This window comes from Streptomyces sp. UW30 (genome assembly GCF_008042075.1).
Lineage (GTDB): Bacteria > Actinomycetota > Actinomycetes > Streptomycetales > Streptomycetaceae > Streptomyces.
Genome location: NZ_RDBN01000001.1, coordinates 140936 through 159763, shown reverse-complemented (window position 1 = coordinate 159763; position 18828 = coordinate 140936). Strand labels below are relative to the sequence as shown.

At 70.9% G+C, this 18828-nt stretch carries 14 protein-coding genes and 3 pseudogenes; 8 read left to right on the top strand and 9 right to left on the bottom strand.

Annotation, left to right across the window (positions count from 1 at the left end; translation table 11 throughout):
* Nucleotide 1: 1 nt before the first annotated feature.
* The gene (locus EAO75_RS00700) at nucleotides 2-937 is read left to right on the top strand and encodes a cation diffusion facilitator family transporter (RefSeq protein ID WP_147993066.1); all 936 of its coding nucleotides are present in this window, start codon (nucleotides 2-4) and stop codon (nucleotides 935-937) included.
* Between the two features lie 186 nt (nucleotides 938-1123).
* Complete coding sequence (gene idi, locus EAO75_RS00695; protein ID WP_147993065.1) at nucleotides 1124-1717, top strand: isopentenyl-diphosphate Delta-isomerase; 594 nt, start codon at nucleotides 1124-1126, stop codon at nucleotides 1715-1717.
* A gap of 49 nt (nucleotides 1718-1766) precedes the next feature.
* On the opposite strand, the gene EAO75_RS00690 is transcribed toward idi, so the two are convergent.
* Nucleotides 1767-2276 carry an ATP-binding protein gene (locus EAO75_RS00690; RefSeq protein WP_147993164.1) on the bottom strand — a complete coding sequence of 170 codons (510 nt, stop codon included), beginning with the start codon at nucleotides 2274-2276 and terminating at the stop codon, nucleotides 1767-1769.
* Nucleotides 2277-2534: 258 nt separating this feature from the next.
* Nucleotides 2535-2720: pseudogene (locus EAO75_RS00685) on the bottom strand (DUF308 domain-containing protein); the annotation flags it as partial.
* Nucleotides 2721-2787: 67 nt separating this feature from the next.
* Here EAO75_RS00685 and EAO75_RS00680 point away from each other — a divergent pair.
* The gene (locus tag EAO75_RS00680) at nucleotides 2788-3543 is read left to right on the top strand and encodes an enoyl-CoA hydratase/isomerase family protein (RefSeq protein ID WP_147993064.1); all 756 of its coding nucleotides are present in this window, start codon (nucleotides 2788-2790) and stop codon (nucleotides 3541-3543) included.
* Here EAO75_RS00680 and EAO75_RS00675 read toward each other — a convergent pair.
* Nucleotides 3530-4165 (bottom strand): DJ-1/PfpI family protein, encoded by a 636-nt coding sequence (locus EAO75_RS00675; protein WP_147993063.1) that lies wholly within the window; start codon nucleotides 4163-4165, stop codon nucleotides 3530-3532. The genes EAO75_RS00680 and EAO75_RS00675 overlap by 14 nt on opposite strands.
* Before the next feature lie 49 nt (nucleotides 4166-4214).
* Nucleotides 4215-5174, bottom strand: coding sequence for a GlxA family transcriptional regulator (locus EAO75_RS00670; protein WP_147993062.1), 960 nt, complete (start codon nucleotides 5172-5174; stop codon nucleotides 4215-4217).
* Nucleotides 5175-5287: 113 nt separating this feature from the next.
* Between EAO75_RS00670 and EAO75_RS00665 the strand changes: the two genes are divergently transcribed.
* The 5 genes and pseudogenes from EAO75_RS00665 to EAO75_RS00650 all read left to right on the top strand — a co-directional run.
* A complete protein-coding gene (locus EAO75_RS00665; RefSeq protein ID WP_147993061.1) occupies nucleotides 5288-6157 on the top strand; it encodes an SCO6745 family protein in 870 nt (289 codons plus the stop codon).
* A gap of 170 nt (nucleotides 6158-6327) precedes the next feature.
* Nucleotides 6328-8706, top strand: a complete 2379-nt coding sequence (locus EAO75_RS00660; RefSeq protein WP_147993060.1) for a Tex family protein — start codon at nucleotides 6328-6330, stop codon at nucleotides 8704-8706.
* 71 nt (nucleotides 8707-8777) lie between these two features.
* A complete protein-coding gene (locus tag EAO75_RS00655) occupies nucleotides 8778-9329 on the top strand; it encodes a putative glycolipid-binding domain-containing protein (RefSeq protein ID WP_147993059.1) in 552 nt (183 codons plus the stop codon).
* A gap of 140 nt (nucleotides 9330-9469) precedes the next feature.
* A pseudogene (rpmB, locus tag EAO75_RS46920) lies at nucleotides 9470-9571 on the top strand (50S ribosomal protein L28); the annotation flags it as partial.
* 53 nt (nucleotides 9572-9624) lie between these two features.
* Nucleotides 9625-10737: pseudogene (locus tag EAO75_RS00650) on the top strand (serine hydrolase domain-containing protein); the annotation flags it as partial.
* Between the two features lie 30 nt (nucleotides 10738-10767).
* Here EAO75_RS00650 and EAO75_RS00645 read toward each other — a convergent pair.
* The 5 genes from EAO75_RS00645 to EAO75_RS00625 form a co-directional block, all read right to left on the bottom strand.
* Nucleotides 10768-12408: an ABC-F family ATP-binding cassette domain-containing protein gene (locus EAO75_RS00645; RefSeq protein WP_147993058.1), complete on the bottom strand. Its 1641-nt coding sequence runs from the start codon at nucleotides 12406-12408 to the stop codon at nucleotides 10768-10770.
* 177 nt (nucleotides 12409-12585) lie between these two features.
* Nucleotides 12586-13608 (bottom strand): oxidoreductase, encoded by a 1023-nt coding sequence (locus EAO75_RS00640; protein WP_147993057.1) that lies wholly within the window; start codon nucleotides 13606-13608, stop codon nucleotides 12586-12588.
* A gap of 110 nt (nucleotides 13609-13718) precedes the next feature.
* Nucleotides 13719-15422, bottom strand: a complete 1704-nt coding sequence (locus EAO75_RS00635) for a BCCT family transporter (protein WP_147993056.1) — start codon at nucleotides 15420-15422, stop codon at nucleotides 13719-13721.
* Between the two features lie 89 nt (nucleotides 15423-15511).
* A complete protein-coding gene (locus tag EAO75_RS00630; RefSeq protein ID WP_147993055.1) occupies nucleotides 15512-16771 on the bottom strand; it encodes a M14 family metallocarboxypeptidase in 1260 nt (419 codons plus the stop codon).
* Entirely contained in the window at nucleotides 16768-18726 is a 1959-nt protein-coding gene (locus EAO75_RS00625; RefSeq protein WP_147993054.1) for a Xaa-Pro dipeptidyl-peptidase, read from the bottom strand. Before EAO75_RS00625 ends, EAO75_RS00630 begins: the two co-directional genes overlap by 4 nt.
* Nucleotides 18727-18828 lie beyond the last annotated feature (102 nt).

Genomic DNA, 18828 nt, shown 5'->3' with positions numbered 1-18828 from the left:
CATGGGGGCTGGGCACGATCATGGGCACTCGCACGCGCCCACGACCGGTACGGCGGCGGCCGCGTACCGCGGGAGGCTGCGTGTCGCGCTGTCGATCACGCTCGCCGTCATGGTGGTCGAGATCGTCGGCGGAGTGGCCGCGGACTCGCTCGCACTGATCGCGGACGCGGCGCACATGGCGACGGACGCGCTGGGCCTGGGCATGGCCCTGCTCGCGATCCACTTCGCGAACCGTCCGCCGAGCACGACGCGCACCTTCGGCTATGCCCGCGCGGAGATCCTCGCCGCCCTCGCCAACTGTCTGCTCCTGCTGGGCGTCGGCGGCTACGTGCTGTACGAGGCGATCCAGCGGTTCTTCACGCCCGCGCACACCGAGGGCGGCCTGATGATCGTGTTCGGCGCGATCGGCCTGGTCGCGAACATGATCTCGCTCACGTTGCTGATGCGGGGCCAGAAGGAGAGCCTCAATGTGCGCGGCGCGTTCCTGGAGGTCGCCGCGGACGCGCTGGGGTCCCTCGCGGTGCTGATCTCGGCGGCGGTGATCCTGCTCACCGGCTGGCAGGCCGCCGACCCGATCGCCTCGCTGGTCATCGGCCTGATGATCGTGCCGCGTACCTTCAAGCTGCTGCGCGAGACCCTCGACGTACTGCTGGAGTCGGCCCCCAAGGACGTCGACATGGCGCAGGTGCGGGCCCACATGCTCGCCCTGGACGGTGTGGAGGACGTCCATGACCTGCACGCCTGGACCATCACATCGGGCATGCCGGTGCTCTCGGCCCATGTGGTGGTGCGCTCGGACGCCCTGAACGCGATCGGCCACGAGAAGATGCTGCACGAGCTCCAGGGCTGCCTCGGCGACCACTTCGACGTGGAGCACTGCACCTTCCAGCTGGAGCCGATCGGGCACGCCGAGCACGAGGCCAGACTCTGCCACTGAAACATCCGTACGGTCCTATAAAACGCCAGTACGGGCGGAATGCAGCGATCCGGTGGCCGGTCGCGTCCTCATGCTCACAGCGGCCCGCGGGGGGTTCCGTACCCGCCGCGCCGGGCACGATCAACTGCCGGGAGTGCCGGATTCGTACGGCACACTTGGGGCGCAAGACCGATGTGAAGGATGGGTATGCCGATCACACCTGCCACCACGACGCACAGTCCGTCGAAAGGCACCGCTGACGCGATTTTGTTGGAACTCGTCGACGAGAACGGTGTGACAATCGGCACCGCGGAGAAGCTCGCCGCGCATCAGCCGCCGGGACAACTGCACCGCGCCTTCTCGGTGTTCCTCTTCGACGAGCAGGGCCGGCTGCTGCTCCAGCAGCGCGCGCTCAGCAAGTACCACTCCCCCGGCGTCTGGTCCAACACCTGCTGCAGCCACCCCTACCCCGGCGAGGCGCCCTTCGCGGCCGCGGCCCGGCGGACGTACGAGGAACTCGGCGTCTCCCCGTCGCTGCTCGCCGAGGCGGGCACCGTGCGCTACAACCACCCTGACCCGGCCTCGGGCCTGGTGGAGCAGGAGTACAACCACCTCTTCGTCGGCATGGTGCAGTCCCCGCTGCGCCCGGATCCGGAGGAGGTCGGTACGACGGCCTTCGTGACACCGGCCGAGCTGGCCGAGCGGCATGCGAAGGACACCTTCTCGGCCTGGTTCATGACGGTGCTGGACGCGGCCCGTCCCGCCATGCGCGAGCTGACGGGTCCGTCGGCCGGCTGGTGAACGATCCGGGGCGTGTCCTGCGGACGCCGGGCGATCCGCAGCACACGCCCTAGGGGACCTGCACCGGCTTGAGTGGCACTGCGGCCCAGATCACCTTGCCCCCGCTCGCCGTGTGCTCGACGTCGCACACCCCGCCCGCCTCCTTGGCCACCTCGCGCACCAGGAGCAGCCCCCGGCCGCCGGTCTGACCGTGGTCGGCCTCCAGCGCGGTCGGGCGGTAGGGGTGGTTGTCCTCCACGGACACCCGCAGCCACTCGGAGCCGACGGCGACCTCCACGGCGAGCATCGGCGACAGCAGCGCCGCGTGCCGGACGGCGTTCGTGACCAGCTCCGAGACGATCAGCAGCAGACCCTGGACCAGGTCGTCCGAGACCGGCACACCCTGCCGGTACAGCAGGTCCCGGACGGCGTGCCGGGCCTGCGGGACCGAGGCGTCCACGGCGGGGGCGGTGAACCGCCAGACGCCCTCGTAAGGCAGTGGATTCGGCGGCCGCGGATCGAGGGGCTCGTTCGCACCGCCTGCTGGGCGTGGGCCGGACCCGCGCCCGTGGTTCTCCATCGTCCGGTCGCCACCCTCGCGCTCGATTGTCACCACATGTCGAGTGTTGGTAACGCACAGGTCCGGGCCGTAGAACTGAACAGAAGTCAGCAGGTATCGAGCGTTTCTGACCGTTGGCGTATGACACGGTCAGTTGTGGGACCGCTCCTGTGCTGCTCGTGCCGACTTGGCGAACTATTCGGGTTGTACGGGTTTGGTGGCGCCCTTGCCCGATCCGTGCCCGGAGCCCCCTTCGCCCGCACGCTCAGTGACCATGCCGATGCCGAGGAACAGGTCGAAGGCGCCCTGCAGCAGGGTCCAGCCCATCTGCGGACCGCGCACGACCAGGCTGCCGACCAGCCGGAACAACCCGCCCGTGAGGAACAGCAGCGCAGCGAACATGGCCAGCGCCTCGGCCGCCGCCTCCGGCCTGCGGATCACCACCACGCCGGCGGCGATGTTCAGACCACACCGAGCGGCCGTCGGACCCTTCCTGATCGGCCGTTCGGCGCAAGCGGATAGCATCCGCCGCATGGAGCCCCAGCTGCTGCACCGCGTCGCCGACTCGGTCGCCACCGTCGTCGTCCACCATCCGGCCAAGCGCAACGCGATGACGGCCGCGATGTGGCGCGCGCTGCCGCCGCTGTTGGAGACGCTGGCCGCCGACCCTGCCGTAGGGGTGCTGGTGCTGACCGGCGAGGGCGGCACGTTCTGCGCGGGCGCCGACATCTCCACGCTCCAGGGGTCGCCGCAGGAGGCGCAGGAGCTGGCCGTGGCCGCCGAGGAGGCGCTGGCCGCCTTCCCCAAGCCGACGCTGGCCGCGATCCGGGGGCACTGTGTGGGCGGCGGATCGCAGCTCGCGGCGGCTTGTGATCTGCGGTTCGCGGCGGAAGGGTCGCTGTTCGGGGTGACGCCGGCGAAGCTCGGGATCGTGTATCCGGCGTCCTCCACCCGGCGGTTGGTGTCGCTGGTGGGGCCGGCCGCCGCCAAGTACCTGCTGTTCTCGGGCGAGTTGATCGACGCGGCGCGGGCGCTGCGCACGGGCCTGGTCGACGAGGTCCTGCCCGAGGGCGAACTCGACAAGCGGGTGGCGGAGTTCACCCGGATCCTCGCGTCGCGCTCGCAGCTGACGCAGGCCGCGGCGAAGGAGTTCGCGAACGGACGCACCGACCGTGACGCCCACTGGGCGGAGCAGGCGCGCGGCAGCGGCGACACCGCGGAGGGGGTCGCCGCCTTCCTGGAGCGCAGGCAGCCGCGCTTCGGCTGGAACGTGCCTACGCCAGGCTGAACCGGCTGTTCGTGCGGAACTCCTCGACGAGGTGCGCGGGCGCCTTCTGCGGGGAGCCGGCGTCGTAGGGCGGCTGTGGGTCGTACTCGGTCAGCAGCTGTACGGCCTGGGCGTGTTCGTCGCCGGCGATCTTCCCGACCAGGGTCAGGCCCATGTCGATGCCGGCGGAGACGCCTGCCGCGGTGAGGTACTTGCCGTCGGGCACGACCCGCTCGCCCGTGGGCTCGGCGCCGTACTGCGCCAGGAAGTCGAGCGTGAGCCAGTGGGTCGTGGCGCGGCGACCCTCGAGGAGGCCCGCGGCGGCCAGAAGCAGCGAGCCGCTGCAGACGGAGGTCGTCCAGGTGCTCGTGATGTCGGCGGTCCTCAGCCAGTCCAGGAGCGTCTTGTTCTCGATCTGGTCGAAGGTTCCCGGGCCGCCGGGCACCACCACGATGTCGGGGTGCGGCACCTCGGTCAGGGCCTTGTCGGCCGTGAGGGCCAGGAACCCGGTGTCGGCACGCACGGGCCCCGCGGTCTCGGCGACGAAGTCCACCTGCGCGTCCGGGATCCGGCTCAGTGCCTCGTAGGGCCCGACGATGTCGAGGGCGGTGAAGCGGTCGTAGAGGACCATCGCGATCTGCATGGGTCTCCCTTTCGGTCTCGGTTCCCTGTGTCGGGGTCGGTTCGCGGGTTCAGTGGGCCGGTGCGGGGCGGAACCGGCGGCGGTACTCGGCCGGGGCCGCCCCGAGGGCCTTGACGAAGGCCCGGCGCATGGCTTCCGGGGTGCCGTAGCCGCTTGCCCGGGAGATCTCCTCGATGCCGTCGGTGGTGTCCTCCAGGAGGCGGCGGGCGTGTTCGAGGCGGACCCGGTCGACGTAGCGGCCGGGGGTCATGCCGGTCTCGGTCTGGAAGGCGCGGGCGAAGTGGCGTGCTGAGAGGCTCGCGCGGGCGGCGAGTGACTCGACGGTCAGATCGGCGTCGGGGTGCTCGGTGATCCAGCTCTGGACCTCCCTGAGGGGCTCACGCTGGGCGGTCTGGGCGGCGAGCTGGGCGCTGAACTGAGCCTGATTGCCCGGCCGTCGCAGGAAGACGACCAAGTGGCGCGCGATGTCGAGGGCCACCTCCCGGCCCAGGTCCTCCTCGACCAGGGCGAGGGCGAGGTCGATGCCCGAGGTCACACCCGCGGAGGTGGCGACATGTCCGTCGCGCACATAGATGGGGTCCGGGTCGACCTCGACGGCCGGATGGTCGCGGGCCAGCTTGTCGCAGTACGCCCAGTGGGTCGTGGCGCGGCGGCCGTCCAGCAGGCCCGCGGCGGCGAGCAGGACCGCGCCCGTGCAGACGGAGACAAGGCGCTCGGCGCGGTGGCCGTGCTCGCGCAGCCACCCGACCAGGCCGGGTTCCGGGGTGCGGGTGCCCTCGCCGCCGGGGACTACGAGGGTGTGCGCGTCGATCCGGTCGCCGAGGGCCTGGTCCGGTACGAGGGCCAGTCCGCTGGAGGTGCGTACGGGAGCGCCGTCCAGGGAGGCCGTGCGGATGCGGTACGTGCCCGGAGTGTGCTTCTCGGCCCCCGCGAAGACCTCCAGCGGCCCGGTGACATCGAGGCTCTGCACTGCGTCGAAGAGTACGAAGAGAACGGTGCGCTGCGCCATGACATCGATTCTTCGGGGGCGACGGGATGGCCGCAATGACGAGGTCCCCACCTTTCCTGCCATGATGCGCGCGGGCAGGGGCGACGTACCAAGCGGTTGGTAACCTGCCGGGCATGACTACTGCCGCCCTTGAGCCCCGTGCCGGCCGCCGCTGCCACAACATGCTCAACTCCCTGCACGCGACGTCGTACTTCGCTCCCGAGCTGGGCAGGGAACTGGCCGCTCTCGGGATCACGCATCCCAGGGCCGTCAACTTCGCGGTGCGCGCGGCCGCGCTGGGTCCGGTGGGTGCGGGCGCGGTGACGGCGACGTTCTACAACTACAAGCACGAGCTGGTCGCCCGGCACGTCCCGGCGGTCTGGGCGATCGCCTCGCCCGAGGACGTGCTGGCGGCACGCGTGCGTGGGGTCGACAGCGCGCTGCGGCGGCTGCTCGGCGAGGAGGCGCCGGCGTCCGCGGAGATGGCGGAGGCCGCGCGGCTCGCGCTGCGGGCGACCGAGGCATGTTCGCGCAGTGCCCGGCCGCTGTACTCGGCGCACGCGGATCTGCCGGTGCCCGAGGAGCCGCATCTGGCGTTCTTCCACGCCACGACGCTGCTGCGCGAGCACCGCGGTGACGGGCATCTCGGTGTGCTGATGTCCGCCGGGCTCGACGGCTTGGAGGCGGTGGTGACCCACACGGCGACCGGCAAGGGCATGACGCCGAAGTGGGTGTTCTCCACGCGTGGCTGGACGCAGGAGGACTGGGACGCGGCGTGCGAGCGGCTGCGCGGGCGCGGTCTGTTGGACGGTGCGGGCGAGCTCACGGCGGAGGGGGTCGCCCTGCGCACGGAGATCGAGTCCGAGACGGACCGGCTGGACCGGGCGCCGTACGAGCACCTCGGGGCGGAGGGGGTCGCGCGGCTGACCGAGCTCGGTGCGGGGTTCGCCGGGGCGGTGGTGGCTGCGGGGGCGTTCCCGGCGGATCTGCTCGGCAAGGGGTGAGCCCGACGGGTTTCGCCGCCGCCCCTACCCGTCCCCTTCCTGAAGGATGCGGACCGGCGCTGTCGGGCTGAAGAGTGGCGCGACCGGCCGGGTTGGCGCCCTGATCCCCGGTTGTCGGTGTCACCTGCCACAATTGCCGCGCAACCTCAGTGAGAAGGCGGGACGGGATCGTGACGACACCCCTCGTAGGGTCCATCGAAGGCAGGATCGCCGCGGAGCTCGGCGTACGGGAGCGGCAGGTGAAGGCTGCCGTGGAGCTGCTCGACGGCGGTTCGACGGTGCCTTTCATCGCCCGCTACCGCAAGGAAGCGACCGAGATGCTCGACGACGCGCAGCTGCGCACGCTCGAGGAGCGGCTGCGCTATCTGCGCGAGCTGGAGGAACGGCGCACGGCGATCCTCGACTCGGTGCGCGAGCAGGGCAAGCTGACCGAGGAGCTGGAGGCCCAGATCCGCGGCGCCGAGACGAAGGCGCGGCTGGAGGACATCTATCTCCCGTACAAGCCCAAGCGCAGGACGAAGGCGCAGATCGCCCGGGAGGCCGGGCTGGAGCCGCTGGCCGATGGGCTGCTCGGTGATCCGGCGGTCGACCCGCTGGCCGCCGCCGCGGCGTTCGTGGACGCCGACAAGGGCGTGGCCGATCCGCAGGCCGCCCTGGATGGCGCCCGGGCGATCCTCACGGAGCGGTTCTCGGAGGACGCCGACCTGATCGGTGAGCTGCGTGAGCGCATGTGGGTGCGTGGACGGCTGGCCGCCAAGGTGCGGGACGGCAAGGAGGAGGCGGGCGCGAAGTTCGCCGACTACTTCGACTTCGCCGAGCCGTTCACCGAGCTGCCCTCGCACCGGATCCTGGCGATGCTGCGCGGCGAGAAGGAGGAGGTCCTCGATCTCGTCCTGGAGCCCGAGGAGCCGACCGAGGGCCCTTCGTCGTACGAAGGGATCGTCGCCCACAAGTTCGCGATCGCCGACCGCGGGCGTCCGGCCGACAAGTGGCTGACGGACACCGTCCGCTGGGCCTGGCGGACCCGGCTCCTGGTGCACCTCGGCATCGACCTCAGGCTGCGGCTGCGCACCGCCGCCGAGGACGAGGCGGTCGACGTGTTCGCGAAGAACCTGCGCGACCTGTTGCTCGCCGCCCCGGCCGGCACCCGCTCGACGCTGGGCCTGGACCCCGGTTTCCGTACGGGCGTGAAGGTCGCCGTGGTCGACGCGACCGGCAAGGTCGTCGCGACGGACGTCATCTATCCGCACGTCCCGGCGAACAAGTGGGACGAGGCGATCGCCAAGCTGGCGCACCTGACGAAGGAGCACGCGGTCGAGCTGATCGCGATCGGCAACGGCACGGCGTCCCGCGAGACCGACAAGCTCGCCGGTGAACTCATCACCAAGCACCCGGAGTTGAAGCTCACCAAGGTGATGGTGTCCGAGGCCGGCGCCTCGGTGTATTCGGCCTCCGCCTTCGCGTCCCAGGAACTGCCCGACATGGATGTGTCGCTGCGCGGCGCGGTCTCCATCGCGCGCCGGCTCCAGGACCCGCTCGCCGAGCTGGTGAAGATCGACCCGAAGTCGATCGGCGTCGGCCAGTACCAGCACGACCTGTCCGAGGTGAAGCTGTCGCGTTCGCTGGACGCGGTGGTGGAGGACTGTGTGAACGGCGTCGGGGTCGACGTCAACACCGCCTCCGCGCCACTGCTCTCCCGCGTCTCCGGCATCACCTCCGGGCTCGCCGAGAACATCGTGACCCACCGGGACTCCAACGGCCCGTTCACGTCCCGCTCGCAGCTGAAGAACGTGGCGCGGCTCGGCCCGAAGGCGTACGAGCAGTGCGCGGGCTTCCTGCGCATCCGCGGCGGCGACGACCCGCTGGACTCCTCCAGCGTGCACCCCGAGTCGTATCCGGTCGTGCGGCGGATGGTGAAGACGTCGGGTCAGGAGGTGGCGTCGCTCATCGGCAACACGGGCGTGCTGCGCTCGCTGAAGCCGACCGACTTCGTGGACGAGACGTTCGGTCTGCCGACCGTTTCGGACATCCTCAAGGAGCTGGAGAAGCCCGGACGCGACCCGCGTCCCGCCTTCAAGACGGCCACCTTCAAGGAGGGCGTGGAGAAGATCTCCGACCTGGCGTCCGGGATGGTCCTGGAGGGCGTCGTGACGAACGTCGCGGCGTTCGGGGCGTTCATCGACATCGGCGTCCACCAGGACGGTCTCGCGCATGTCTCCGCGCTGTCGAAGACCTTCGTCAAGGATCCGCGGGACGTGGTGAAGCCCGGTGACATCGTCAAGGTGAAGATCCTCGACGTCGACATCCCGCGCAAGCGGATCTCCCTGACGCTCAGGCTCGACGACGAGGCGGCTGCGCAGGGCCAGCAGGGCGGGAGCGGCGGCGAGCGCCGGCAGCGGGGCGGGCGTCCGCCGCAGCAGCGCCAGGGCCGCACCGGTGGCGGCGGTGGCGGTGGCGGTTCGCGCCAGGCGCCGCCCCCGGCCAACAGCGCCATGGCCGACGCACTGCGCCGCGCGGGTCTGCTCGACCCGAAGAAGGGCAAGCGCTGAGCCGGCACGCGGGTCCGGACTCTCCGGTACGACACGGAGGGTCCGGGCCGGTTCGCCCGTAGGGTGACGCCATGCCGACATCGCACGTCATCACCTGGGAAGTGTCGGGGAGCAAGGGCGTCGAGACCGCCTGGATCGAGCTCGGCGCCGACGCCCTGCGGGCGCACGGCAGAGCGGTCGGCACGGTTCCCGAGCCGTACTGGATCTCGTACGAACTCGACACGGCCGACGCCTTCGTGACGCGTCGGCTGCATGTCACGGCCGAGTCGGCGGACGGCGTGCGCACGCTCGACCTGCGGCACGACGGGGCGGGCCGGTGGACGGCGAACGGTGAGCACCAGGCCGATGTCGACGGCGCACTCGACTGCGACCTCGGCCTGTGCCCGCTCACCAACACGATGCCGGTGCTGCGGCACGGGCTCCATCGAAGACCCGGGGAGCGGGAGTTGCTGATGGCGTGGGTGTCGGTGCCGGATCTGACCCCGGTCGCCTCACGGCAGACGTACACCCACCTGGGGCCGGGCCTGACCCGCTTCGTCTCCGGCGACTTCCGCAGGGACATCCGGTTCGACGACGACGGCTTCGTCGTCGACTATCCGGGGCTGGCCACGCGGCTCGGCTGAGCCAGGGCACAGGCCGTTGCGCCATGTGCAGTAGCACGCGGGGCTGATCGGCTCCGGGCGGAGTTCGTTGCGTGGCATGCTGCTATCTTACTGAAAATGAATTCCATTAACAGTAGCGCTCGAGGAGAGGTTCGTCACCCATGTCCGCCCACTGCATGCTGACCGGCGCCAAGCCCGGTTTCGGCAACACCGTTTCCCACTCGCACCGGCGCACCTCCCGCCGCTTCGACCCCAACATCCAGACCACCCTCGCCCCGCCGCCGTCCCCCGTACGGGGGCTGCCTGCCTCGTCGCCCTGCGCCTGATCCTGTTGGCCCCGGCCGTCGCGGGCGCCGCCACGCAGCCCCGGCCGCACCCCCATGACTCGCTCCAGCGGCAGCTGGAGGAACTGGTTCGCGCGCCGGGCGGCCCACCCGGTGTCATCGCCGTCCTGCGGGACGGCCGCGGCAGCCGGGTCGTCCGGGCCGGTGTCGCGGAACTGGGCACCGCCCGCCGGCCCGAGCCGCACGACCACATGCGCGTCGCCAGTACGGCCAAGGCGTTCAGCGGGGCGGTGGCGCTGTCCCTCGTGGACCGGCGCTGCCTGCGGCTCGACGACACCCTGCGCGAGCGGCTGCCCGGGCTGCCGCGGGCCTGGGGTTCCGTGACGCTGCGCCAGCTGCTGAACCACACCAGCGGCCTGCCCGACCACACCGAGGACCCGACGTTCCTGCAGACGCTCGGCGCGAACCCCCGGCACCACTTCGACTCCCGTCGGCTGCTCGACTACGTCGCCGACCGGCCGCTGCGGTTCCGGGCCGGCACCCGGTACCAGTACTCCAACTCCGACAACATCGCCGTCGCCCTGATGGCGGAGGCCGCCACCCGCGTGCCGTACGAGCGGCTGCTGGACGAGCTGGTGTACCGGCCGCTGGACCTGCGCCGGACCAGCCTGCCGCAGGGCTACCGGCTGCCGGTGCCCTATCTGCACGGCTACGACGTGACCCCGCCCGCACCGCCGGAGGACATCAGTGAGGCGCTCAGCATGTCCGGCGTGTGGGCCTCGGGCGGCATCGTGTCCACGCCCGCCGACATGACCCGTTTCGTGCGCGGCTACGCCGGGGGTCGGCTGTACGACCACCGTGTCGTACGGGAGCAGCGGCGGTGGATCCCCGGGGACGCGTCCGAGCCGGCCGGGCCGGGCCGCAACGACGCCGGGCTCGGCATCTTCCGGTACACGACCCGGTGCGGGGTGGTGCTGGGGCACACCGGCAACACACCGGGCTACACGCGGCTGATCGCGGCCACGCCGGACGGGCGCCGGTCGCTGACCTTCTCCACCACCACCCAGATCAACCGGATCATGAAGCCCGAACTGCTGGCCCACCTGCGGGTCGTGCAGGAGAACTTCGTCTGCGCCCTGCTGCGCTGGCCGGGGTCCGGGGCCGACGGATCCGTCCTAGCGTTCCGTCACCTTGCCGTCGGCGACCTCCAGGCGGCGGGTGACGTGGACCGCGTCGAGCATGCGCCGGTCGTGGGTGACCAGGAGCAGGGTGCCCTCGTAGGCGTCCAGGGCCGACTCCAGTTGCTCGATGGCCGGCAGGTCGAGGTGGTTGGTGGGCTCGTCGAGGACCAGGAGGTTGACGCCCCTGCCCTGGAGGAGGGCGAGGGCGGCGCGGGTCCGTTCGCCCGGGGAGAGGGTGGCGGCGGAGCGCAGGACGTGATCGCGCTTCAGGCCGAACTTGGCCAGGAGGGTGCGCACTTCGACGGGTTCGGTGTCCGGGACGGCCGCGCAGAAGGCGTCCAGCAGTGACTCCTCGCCGTGGAACAGCTTGCGGGCCTGGTCGACCTCACCGATCAGCACGCCGGAGCCGAGCGTCGACTGGCCCGCGGTCAGCGGGACGCGGCCCAGCAGGGCGGCCAGCAGTGTCGACTTGCCCGCGCCGTTGGCGCCGGTGACCGCCACCCGGTCGGCCCAGTCGATCTGGAGGGACACCGGCCCGAGGGTGAAGTCGCCGCGTCGCAGCTCGGCGTCCCGCAGGGTCGCGACCACGGCTCCCGAGCGGGGCGCCGAGGCGATCTCCATGCGTAGTTCCCACTCCTTGCGCGGCTCGTCGACGACGTCCAGGCGCTCGATCATGCGCTGGGTCTGGCGGGCCTTCGCGGCCTGCTTCTCGCTGGCTTCGCTGCGGAACTTGCGGCCGATCTTGTCGTTGTCGTTGTTCGCCTTGCGCCGGGCGTTCTTGACGCCCTTGTCCATCCAGGAGCGCTGCATCTGCGCCCGGTCCTGGAGGGCGGCCTTCTTGTCGGCGTACTCCTCGAAGTCGTCGCGGGCGTGCCGGCGGGCCACCTCGCGCTCCTCCAGGTAGGCCTCGTAGCCGCCGCCGTAGAGGTTGATCTGCTGTTGGGCGAGGTCGAGTTCGAGGACCTTGGTGACCGTGCGGGTGAGGAACTCGCGGTCGTGGCTGACGACGACCGTGCCGGCGCGCAGGCCCGAGACGAACCCTTCGAGGCGTTCCAGGCCGTCCAGGTCGAGGTCGTTCGTCGGCTCGTCCAGCAGGAAGACGTCGTAGCGCGACAGCAGCAGCGAGGCCAGTCCCGCGCGGGCCGCCTGGCCGCCGGACAGGGACGTCATCGGCTGGTCCAGGTCCACGGCGAGGCCCAGCGAGTCGGCGACCTCCTCCGCCCGCTCGTCGAGGTCGGCGCCGCCCAGGTCCAGCCAGCGCTCCAGGCTCGTCGCGTAGGCGTCGTCCGCGCCCGGCGCCCCGTCGACGAGGGCCTGCGTCGCCTCGTCCATGGTCCGCTGGGCCTCGGCGACTCCGGTGCGGCGGGCCAGGAACTGCCGTACGGTCTCGCCGGGGCGCCGCTCCGGCTCCTGCGGGAGGTGACCGACGGTCGCCGTCGGCGGGGACAGCCGCAGCTCGCCCTCCTCCGGCGCGGTGAGCCCGGCGAGCAGTCGGAGCAGCGTGGACTTGCCCGCGCCGTTGGCTCCGACCAGGCCGATCACGTCTCCGGGCGCGACGACGAGGTCGAGCCCGCTGAACAGGGAACGGTCACCGTGGCCGGCGGCGAGGTTCTTGACGACGAGGGTGGCAGTCACAGGGAGCGATCCTAATAGCCGCGCCGCTGTGGCGGCGTCGGGATGTCGGGGCACGAGATCGCCGGACGCTCGGCGCCCCTCAAGGGGCGCGGGGAACTGCGCGACCAGCCACAACGGACCCGCAGGCCCGCGACGGATATCGCCGCACCCTCCTCGCGCGGCCAAAGCGGCGGAGCGCTACCGCGCCATCGCCTCCACCAGCACGCTGCCCGACGTCCGCGCCACCACGAACGACTCCCCCTTCACCGCCTTCGCCTCCAGCGCGATGCGGTGGCGGCCCGCTTCCAGGATGCCGTCGAAGACCTCGTGGGTGTGGGTGCGGTACAGACGGTCGAGGCGGTACGCAGTGAGGCGTACCCGGCACGGGGAGGTGACCTCGATGCCCGCCTCGCCGTCGGCGGCCACCAGGCGGGTCAGGCGGCGCTGTTCGACCGGGCTGCGGTCCAGGGCGTGTTCGATCTGCGCGACCAGCAGCGGCACGATCGGCGCGAGGCCGTCGACGTACGCCACCTCCACCGAGGCGTCCGTGAAGGCGCGGCGTACGGCGGCGCGCTGCTCCTGGCCGACCGCGCGGCCGAAGGCGACGGCGCCGTAGGTGCGCAGTTCGTCGGCGGGCACGCCGCTCAGGTCATGGGTGATCTCGGCGCCGATGCCGATGGTGCGCAGGGCGGCGGCGAGCTTGGCGAGGACGGCGACCCGGGCGCCGATGAGGAGCACCCTGCGGCGGGGTGCCTCGGCGGACTGGTCGAGCAGGGAGCCCAGCGCCGCGCGGTACTCGCCGGCCTGGAAGCGGAAGGGCCCGATGCCGTGGTAGCCGTTGAGCTCCAGGTCGGCGTGGTCGTCGGTCTGCCAGGCGAAGTCCCGCCAGATGTAGTCGTCACCCTCCTTGTCGATGACCGCGGTGACGGCGCCGCAGGCGAGGTCCGCGCATTCGGGGCAGCCGTAGATGACGTACCGGCCGCCTGGAAGCGGGGGTTCCGCCTCCAGCAGCAGGCCGCGTACCTGTGCGGTGAAGATGGCGGGCGGGACGTCGGAGGCGAGCGGGGAGACGGCGTCGAGGTCGGAGAGCTGGAACAGCAGCGGGCGTCCGTCGACGATGAAGTCCACGAAGTCCCGGTGCACCTGGAAGCCACCGTTGGCGAGGACGCCACCGGCACGCATCGCCGGTGCCAGGCCGAAGGTCGCGTACTCGGCAGACATGCTGTGAGTATCCCCAGAGCGAGACCGATATGAGCGCGGCATGACATATTCCGCTACGTCCCGGCATGAGAACCGAACAAGTGGCCGGGACGCGTGCGTGCGTACGCCACTCAGCCGTGGTCGTGCCCCAGCGGGTCTCCCTCCGCCTCGGTCCCCGGGCCCGGACCGACCTTGATCTCGAATTCGCCGTCGTAGATCTTGTGACCCGCGATCACCGCGAGTTCGACGGCCTCGGAGCCCATCTCGCCGCGCACGATGACCGGGTCGCGGCGCAGATCGCGCATGAGGGCGAAGCACATGACGATCATCACGAGGACGAAGGGCGCGGCGGCCAGGATCGTGAGGTTCTGCAGACCCGTGAGCGCGTCGCCCTGCCCGCTGCCGACGAGCAGCATGATGGCGGCGACGGCGCCGGTCACCACACCCCAGAACACGATGACGAAGCGGCCGGGTTCGAGCGCGCCCTTCTGGGAGAGCGTGCCCATCACGATCGACGCGGCGTCGGCTCCGGAGACGAAGAAGATACCGACCAGGATCATCACGAGCAGGCTGCTGGCGGTCGCGACGGGGAACTCCTGCAGGAGGCCGAAGAGTTGGCCCTCGGGAGTCTCCTCGCCGCCGAGCGCGCCGCCCTCCTTCAGCTTCATGGCCGTACCACCGAAGATCGCGAACCAGACGAGGCTGACGGTGCTGGGCACGAGGATGACGCCGCCGACGAACTGCCGGATGGTGCGGCCGCGGCTGATGCGGGCGATGAACATGCCGACGAAGGGCGTCCAGGAGATCCACCAGGCCCAGTAGAAGACGGTCCAGCTGCCGAGCCAGTCGGCGACGCCCTCGCCGCCGCTGGCCTCGGTGCGGCCGGCGAGCTGGGGCAGGTCGCCGAGGTAGGAGAAGACCGAGGTCGGCACCAGGTCGAGCACGATGATCGTCGGGCCCGCGATGAAGACGAACACCGCGAGGATCAGGGCGAGCACCATGTTGATGTTGGACAGCCACTGGATGCCCCGCTCGATGCCGGAGACCGCCGAGGCGACGAAGGCCAGGGTCAGTACGGCGATGATGGCGACGAGCAGGCCCTCGCTCACGTCGTCCATCCAGTCCAGCTCCTGGAAGCCGGAGCCGATCTGCAGCGCGCCGAGGCCCAGGGACGCCGCGGAGCCGAAGACCGTGGCGATGATCGCGAGGATGTCGATCACCCGTCCCGTGGCACCGTTGGCGTGCTTCTCCCCGATCAGCGGGGTGAACACCGCGCTGATGGTCTGGCGCCGGCGTTTGCGGAAGGTGCTGTAGGCGATGGCGAGTCCGACCACCGCGTAGATCGCCCAGGGGTGCAGCGTCCAGTGGAAGAGGGTGGTCGCCATCGCCGTCTCCATGCGTTCCCCGGAGTTCGCGGGGTTCGTGCCCGGCGGCGGGGTCGTGTAGTGCGCGAGCGGCTCGCTGACGCCGTAGAACATCAGACCGATGCCCATGCCTGCGCTGAACATCATCGCGACCCAGGAGACGGTGCGGAACTCGGGCTCCTCGCCCTCGGCGCCCAGGTGGATACGGCCGTAGCGGCTGATCGCGAGCCAGAGCGCGAAGACCACGAAGCCGGAGGCGGCCAGCATGAAGGCCCAGCCGCCGTTGTGAATCAGGCCGTTGAGCATCTTCGTGGACACGCTCTCCAGCGAGTCCGTGGCCGCCCAGCCCCAGATCACGAACGCCACGGTGATGGCGGCGGTGACCCCGAACACCACTTGGTCGGTTTGGCGGCCGGAAACGTCGGCAGGACCTTCCCGGCCGCCACTCCTCTGCTTCAGATCGTCAGTCATCTGCGGCACCTTCCCCTGAAAACGGTGGGCACGCCGGTTTCCACATCGTTTCCCAGGACCTACCACAGATCTCGCAGATCACAGCCGCTTCAGCAGTCGGTGTCGGGCTCGGCGACCGTGAGGTGGTACGGGGCGCGCTCGTCGAGGAGCAGCGGCACGAGGGCGCGCAGGGACTGGCGGAGCGGGACGTAGGTGCCGTGCGTCCGCACTCCGTGCAGGGCGAGTTCGTCCTTCACCTGCGCGTACTGCTCGGGGGTGAGCCGGTAGCCGCAGGGCGGGTCCTGGATCACCTCGGCCGGTTCGGGCGGGTCGTTGTCGGCGCCGCCGACGTGCACGGGGCCGGTGTCGGCGTAGCCCGTGAGGCGGGCCAGGCCGGTCGCCGCCTCGATCCGTCCTCGACGGTCGTCGGTGAAGTCGAACAGACCCCCGAGCGCCTTGAGTTGGGAGTGCACCCGGCGTCGGTTGTTCAGGGCCGCGTCCGCCTTCTCCGCCTCGGTGAGGGGGTCGACACGGCTCTCGATGAGCAGGCCGACCGAGTGCTTGACGCCGGACATGTTCCGCAGGATGCGCTCCTGCCCGTCACCGGCGACCTGCTTGATCGGATCGCCCGTCTCGGGGTCGGTCCAGATGCCGTACGTGCCGGTCGAGTAGCCGCCGTCGCCGGCGGCCGGGCGCACGTAGGACTGCGACAGGGTCTGTGCCTCGTCGTGGACGTGCGCGTCGGTGTTGAGGTTGCGCGGCCACAGGTCGAACAGGTCCTTGTCGTAGTACGGGGGTGTGGCGCCGTACTCGTGCAGGTCGTAGATGACGTCCGGGCGCTGGTCGCGGATGACCGCGGCCATGGCGCGCCCCTCGGCGGTCTGGAGCGCGATGTGGTCGCGGTTGATGTCCACCCCGTCGCTGTTGCCGCGCGTGTCGGCGGCCCGGCCGTCGGGGTTGGCCGTGGGCACGACCAGCAGGGTGGTGCGCTCCAGGAAGCGCCGGGTCTGCGGGTCCTTGGCGTACGCCAGGTCGCGGACGGTGGACAGGCAGGCCTCGCGGCCGGAGGGTTCGTCGCCGTGCTGGCTGCACACGAGCAACACCTTGTTCGGCGCGGGGCGTTCACCGATCCGGACCAGCTGGASCGGCCGGCCCTGCTTCGTCGTCCCGATCCGGGCCYCCGACACCCGGTCGCTCGCCTTGTCGACGGCGGCCAGGAAGGTCTGTTCCTCGGGCTGGCCGGTCCAGCGGGCGCCGTTCGACTCCTCGAAGCCGGTGCGGGGCGGGGAGTCGGCTGCCTGGGCCGGTACGGCCACGAGGGACGCGGCGATGGCCGCCGCGGTCACGGTGAGGGTTCGGATACGGGTCACTGGCCTCCCTCCGGGATGCGGTGGGCGGGGCGCGGCGCGCTCGTCACACCGTCGAGGCGCTTCGCCTCGGGCGTGGCGGTCGGTGTGCCGGCGGTGGCGCGGGCGAAGGCGGGGGCGCCGCCGACCAGCGGAACGCGGGCCTTCGTGCGGGAGAGGTCGAGGGTGAGCGTCGGCTTGGTCGACGGAGGGTCGATCAGGTCCTTGTCCGTGCCCGCGACGATCAGGGCGAGGCGGTGGCCGGCCGGGACGACATGGTCGGTGGCCGCGAGGTCGAGGGTGATCGTGTACGCCTTGCCCGGGGTGAGCGGTACGCCCTTCCGGTCGGAGGCGTAGTTGCCCAGGTCGGCCCAACCTCTGCTGACGACCGTGTAGTCGACGTCGGCGGTCTTGGCCTTGGTCTCCTTGAAGCAGGCGCTGTCGCCGGAGGTGCTCGCGCCCCAGCAGGTGCGGTCGGTGAGCGTGCTGATGCCCTCGCCGCTCGCCGCGTAGTCGCGGATGGTGTCGGGTCCGAGGTCGACGAGGACGGCGGACAGGTGGGCCGTCGAGGTGCTCGGGGTGGCGGTGACGGTGACCTCGGAGGAGCCGGACAGACGCAGGTCGCGGGTGAGCGGCTTCGTCACGAAGCCCGCCTTGTCGGGGGTGGCGCGGTCGATGTGCGCGGCCCAGTCGGTCTCGCTGTGCTGCGGGTCGTCGGTGAAGGTCTCGGTGCCCTTGCCCTTGTTCAGGCCGAGGGTGCCGACGCCCGCCTCGGTGCCCTTGGCGGGGCGCAGGGTGGTGGTGTCGGTGCCGCGCGGGGGCCATGCCTGCGAGGTGACCCACTGGTCGGGGTGGCGCTCGATGTCGGCCGTCGGCTCGCGGTCGATGCCGTTGTCGTAGCCGAGGAGTTCGTGGTCGAACCAGCGGTGCAGGGTCTTCACCCAGTCGGCGCGACGGAAGTCGAAGGGGTCGACGTGGCCGGTCTGGGAGAGCCAGATCTTGCGCTCGACGCCGTTCTTGGCGAGGGCGTCCCACCACTGACCGACGTGCTTCATACGGACGTTGAGGTCCTGCATGCCGTGGATCAGGAACACGCTCGCCTTCACCTTGCGCGCGTCCTTGACGTAGTCGCGCTCGGTCCACAGCGGCGTCCAGTCCCCGGTGCGCGGGGCGTCGTCGACGAGCATCTGCTGGACGGCGGCGCACTTGGCGCGGGCGTCGGGGCTGTCGACGTAGTCGGAGAGCCAGTCCGGGCCGGAGTCGTACAGGGGGGCGCCCTGCTGGAAGTAGTAGTCGTACCAGGAGGAGATGGCGCTGATCGGGACGATGGTCTTCAGGCCCTCGACGCCGGTCGCGGCCACACCGTTGGCGATGGTGCCGTCCCAGCTCTTGCCGATCATGCCGGTGCGGCCGTTGGTCCAGGTCGCCTTGGCCTTGGTGGCGCCGGTGCGGGTCGTGTAGGCCTTGCCGCGTCCGTTCAGCCAGTCGACGACGGCCTTCGCGGAGAGGATGTCGGAGCGTCCGCCGACGTCCACGCAGCCGTCGGAGCGGTTGGTTCCGGCGAGGTCGACGCCGACGAAGGCGTAGCCGCGGGGTACGAAGTAGTTGTCGTAGAACAGCGGCATCTGGACGACTTCGCCGTCGGCGTCGTACGTCTTCTTCTGGCTCTCGTTGCCGCGTCCGCAGCAGGAGTAGTACGGGCTGGCGTCCATGATGACGGGCACCTTGCGGCCCTGCGCGGCCGCCTCGCGGGGCCGGACGATGTCGACGGCGACGCGGTCGTGCTTCCCGTCGCGGTCGAGGTCGAGTCCGGTGTCCACCCAAACGGCCTCGCGGACGGCGTTGTCGTAGGAGTAGACGGGTGTGCTCTCCCGCGGGCCGGCTTGTGCCGTCGTGGGCACGAGGAACGCGGCCATCAGGGCGGCCGCGGCCGCCGTCGCGAGCGGTCTCCAGATCATGAAGCGCATGCGTTTGGGCATGCGCGGACGGTACATCGGTCAACTCCTGTGCAGAAGAGGGCGGCTGACGCCGTATGAGGCCACAGATGGCCGATAAACACCCTTGTGGCGGATCCGCTCATG

Coding starts and splice junctions, on each gene's coding strand:
- EAO75_RS00700 (WP_147993066.1), top strand. CDS start 2: ATGGGGGCTGGGCACGATCATGGGCACTCGCACGCGCCCACGACCGGT.
- idi (WP_147993065.1), top strand. CDS start 1,124: ATGCCGATCACACCTGCCACCACGACGCACAGTCCGTCGAAAGGCACC.
- EAO75_RS00690 (WP_147993164.1), bottom strand. CDS start 2,276: ATGGAGAACCACGGGCGCGGGTCCGGCCCACGCCCAGCAGGCGGTGCG.
- EAO75_RS00680 (WP_147993064.1), top strand. CDS start 2,788: ATGGAGCCCCAGCTGCTGCACCGCGTCGCCGACTCGGTCGCCACCGTC.
- EAO75_RS00675 (WP_147993063.1), bottom strand. CDS start 4,165: ATGCAGATCGCGATGGTCCTCTACGACCGCTTCACCGCCCTCGACATC.
- EAO75_RS00670 (WP_147993062.1), bottom strand. CDS start 5,174: ATGGCGCAGCGCACCGTTCTCTTCGTACTCTTCGACGCAGTGCAGAGC.
- EAO75_RS00665 (WP_147993061.1), top strand. CDS start 5,288: ATGACTACTGCCGCCCTTGAGCCCCGTGCCGGCCGCCGCTGCCACAAC.
- EAO75_RS00655 (WP_147993059.1), top strand. CDS start 8,778: ATGCCGACATCGCACGTCATCACCTGGGAAGTGTCGGGGAGCAAGGGC.
- EAO75_RS00640 (WP_147993057.1), bottom strand. CDS start 13,608: ATGTCTGCCGAGTACGCGACCTTCGGCCTGGCACCGGCGATGCGTGCC.
- EAO75_RS00635 (WP_147993056.1), bottom strand. CDS start 15,422: ATGACTGACGATCTGAAGCAGAGGAGTGGCGGCCGGGAAGGTCCTGCC.
- EAO75_RS00625 (WP_147993054.1), bottom strand. CDS start 18,726: ATGCCCAAACGCATGCGCTTCATGATCTGGAGACCGCTCGCGACGGCG.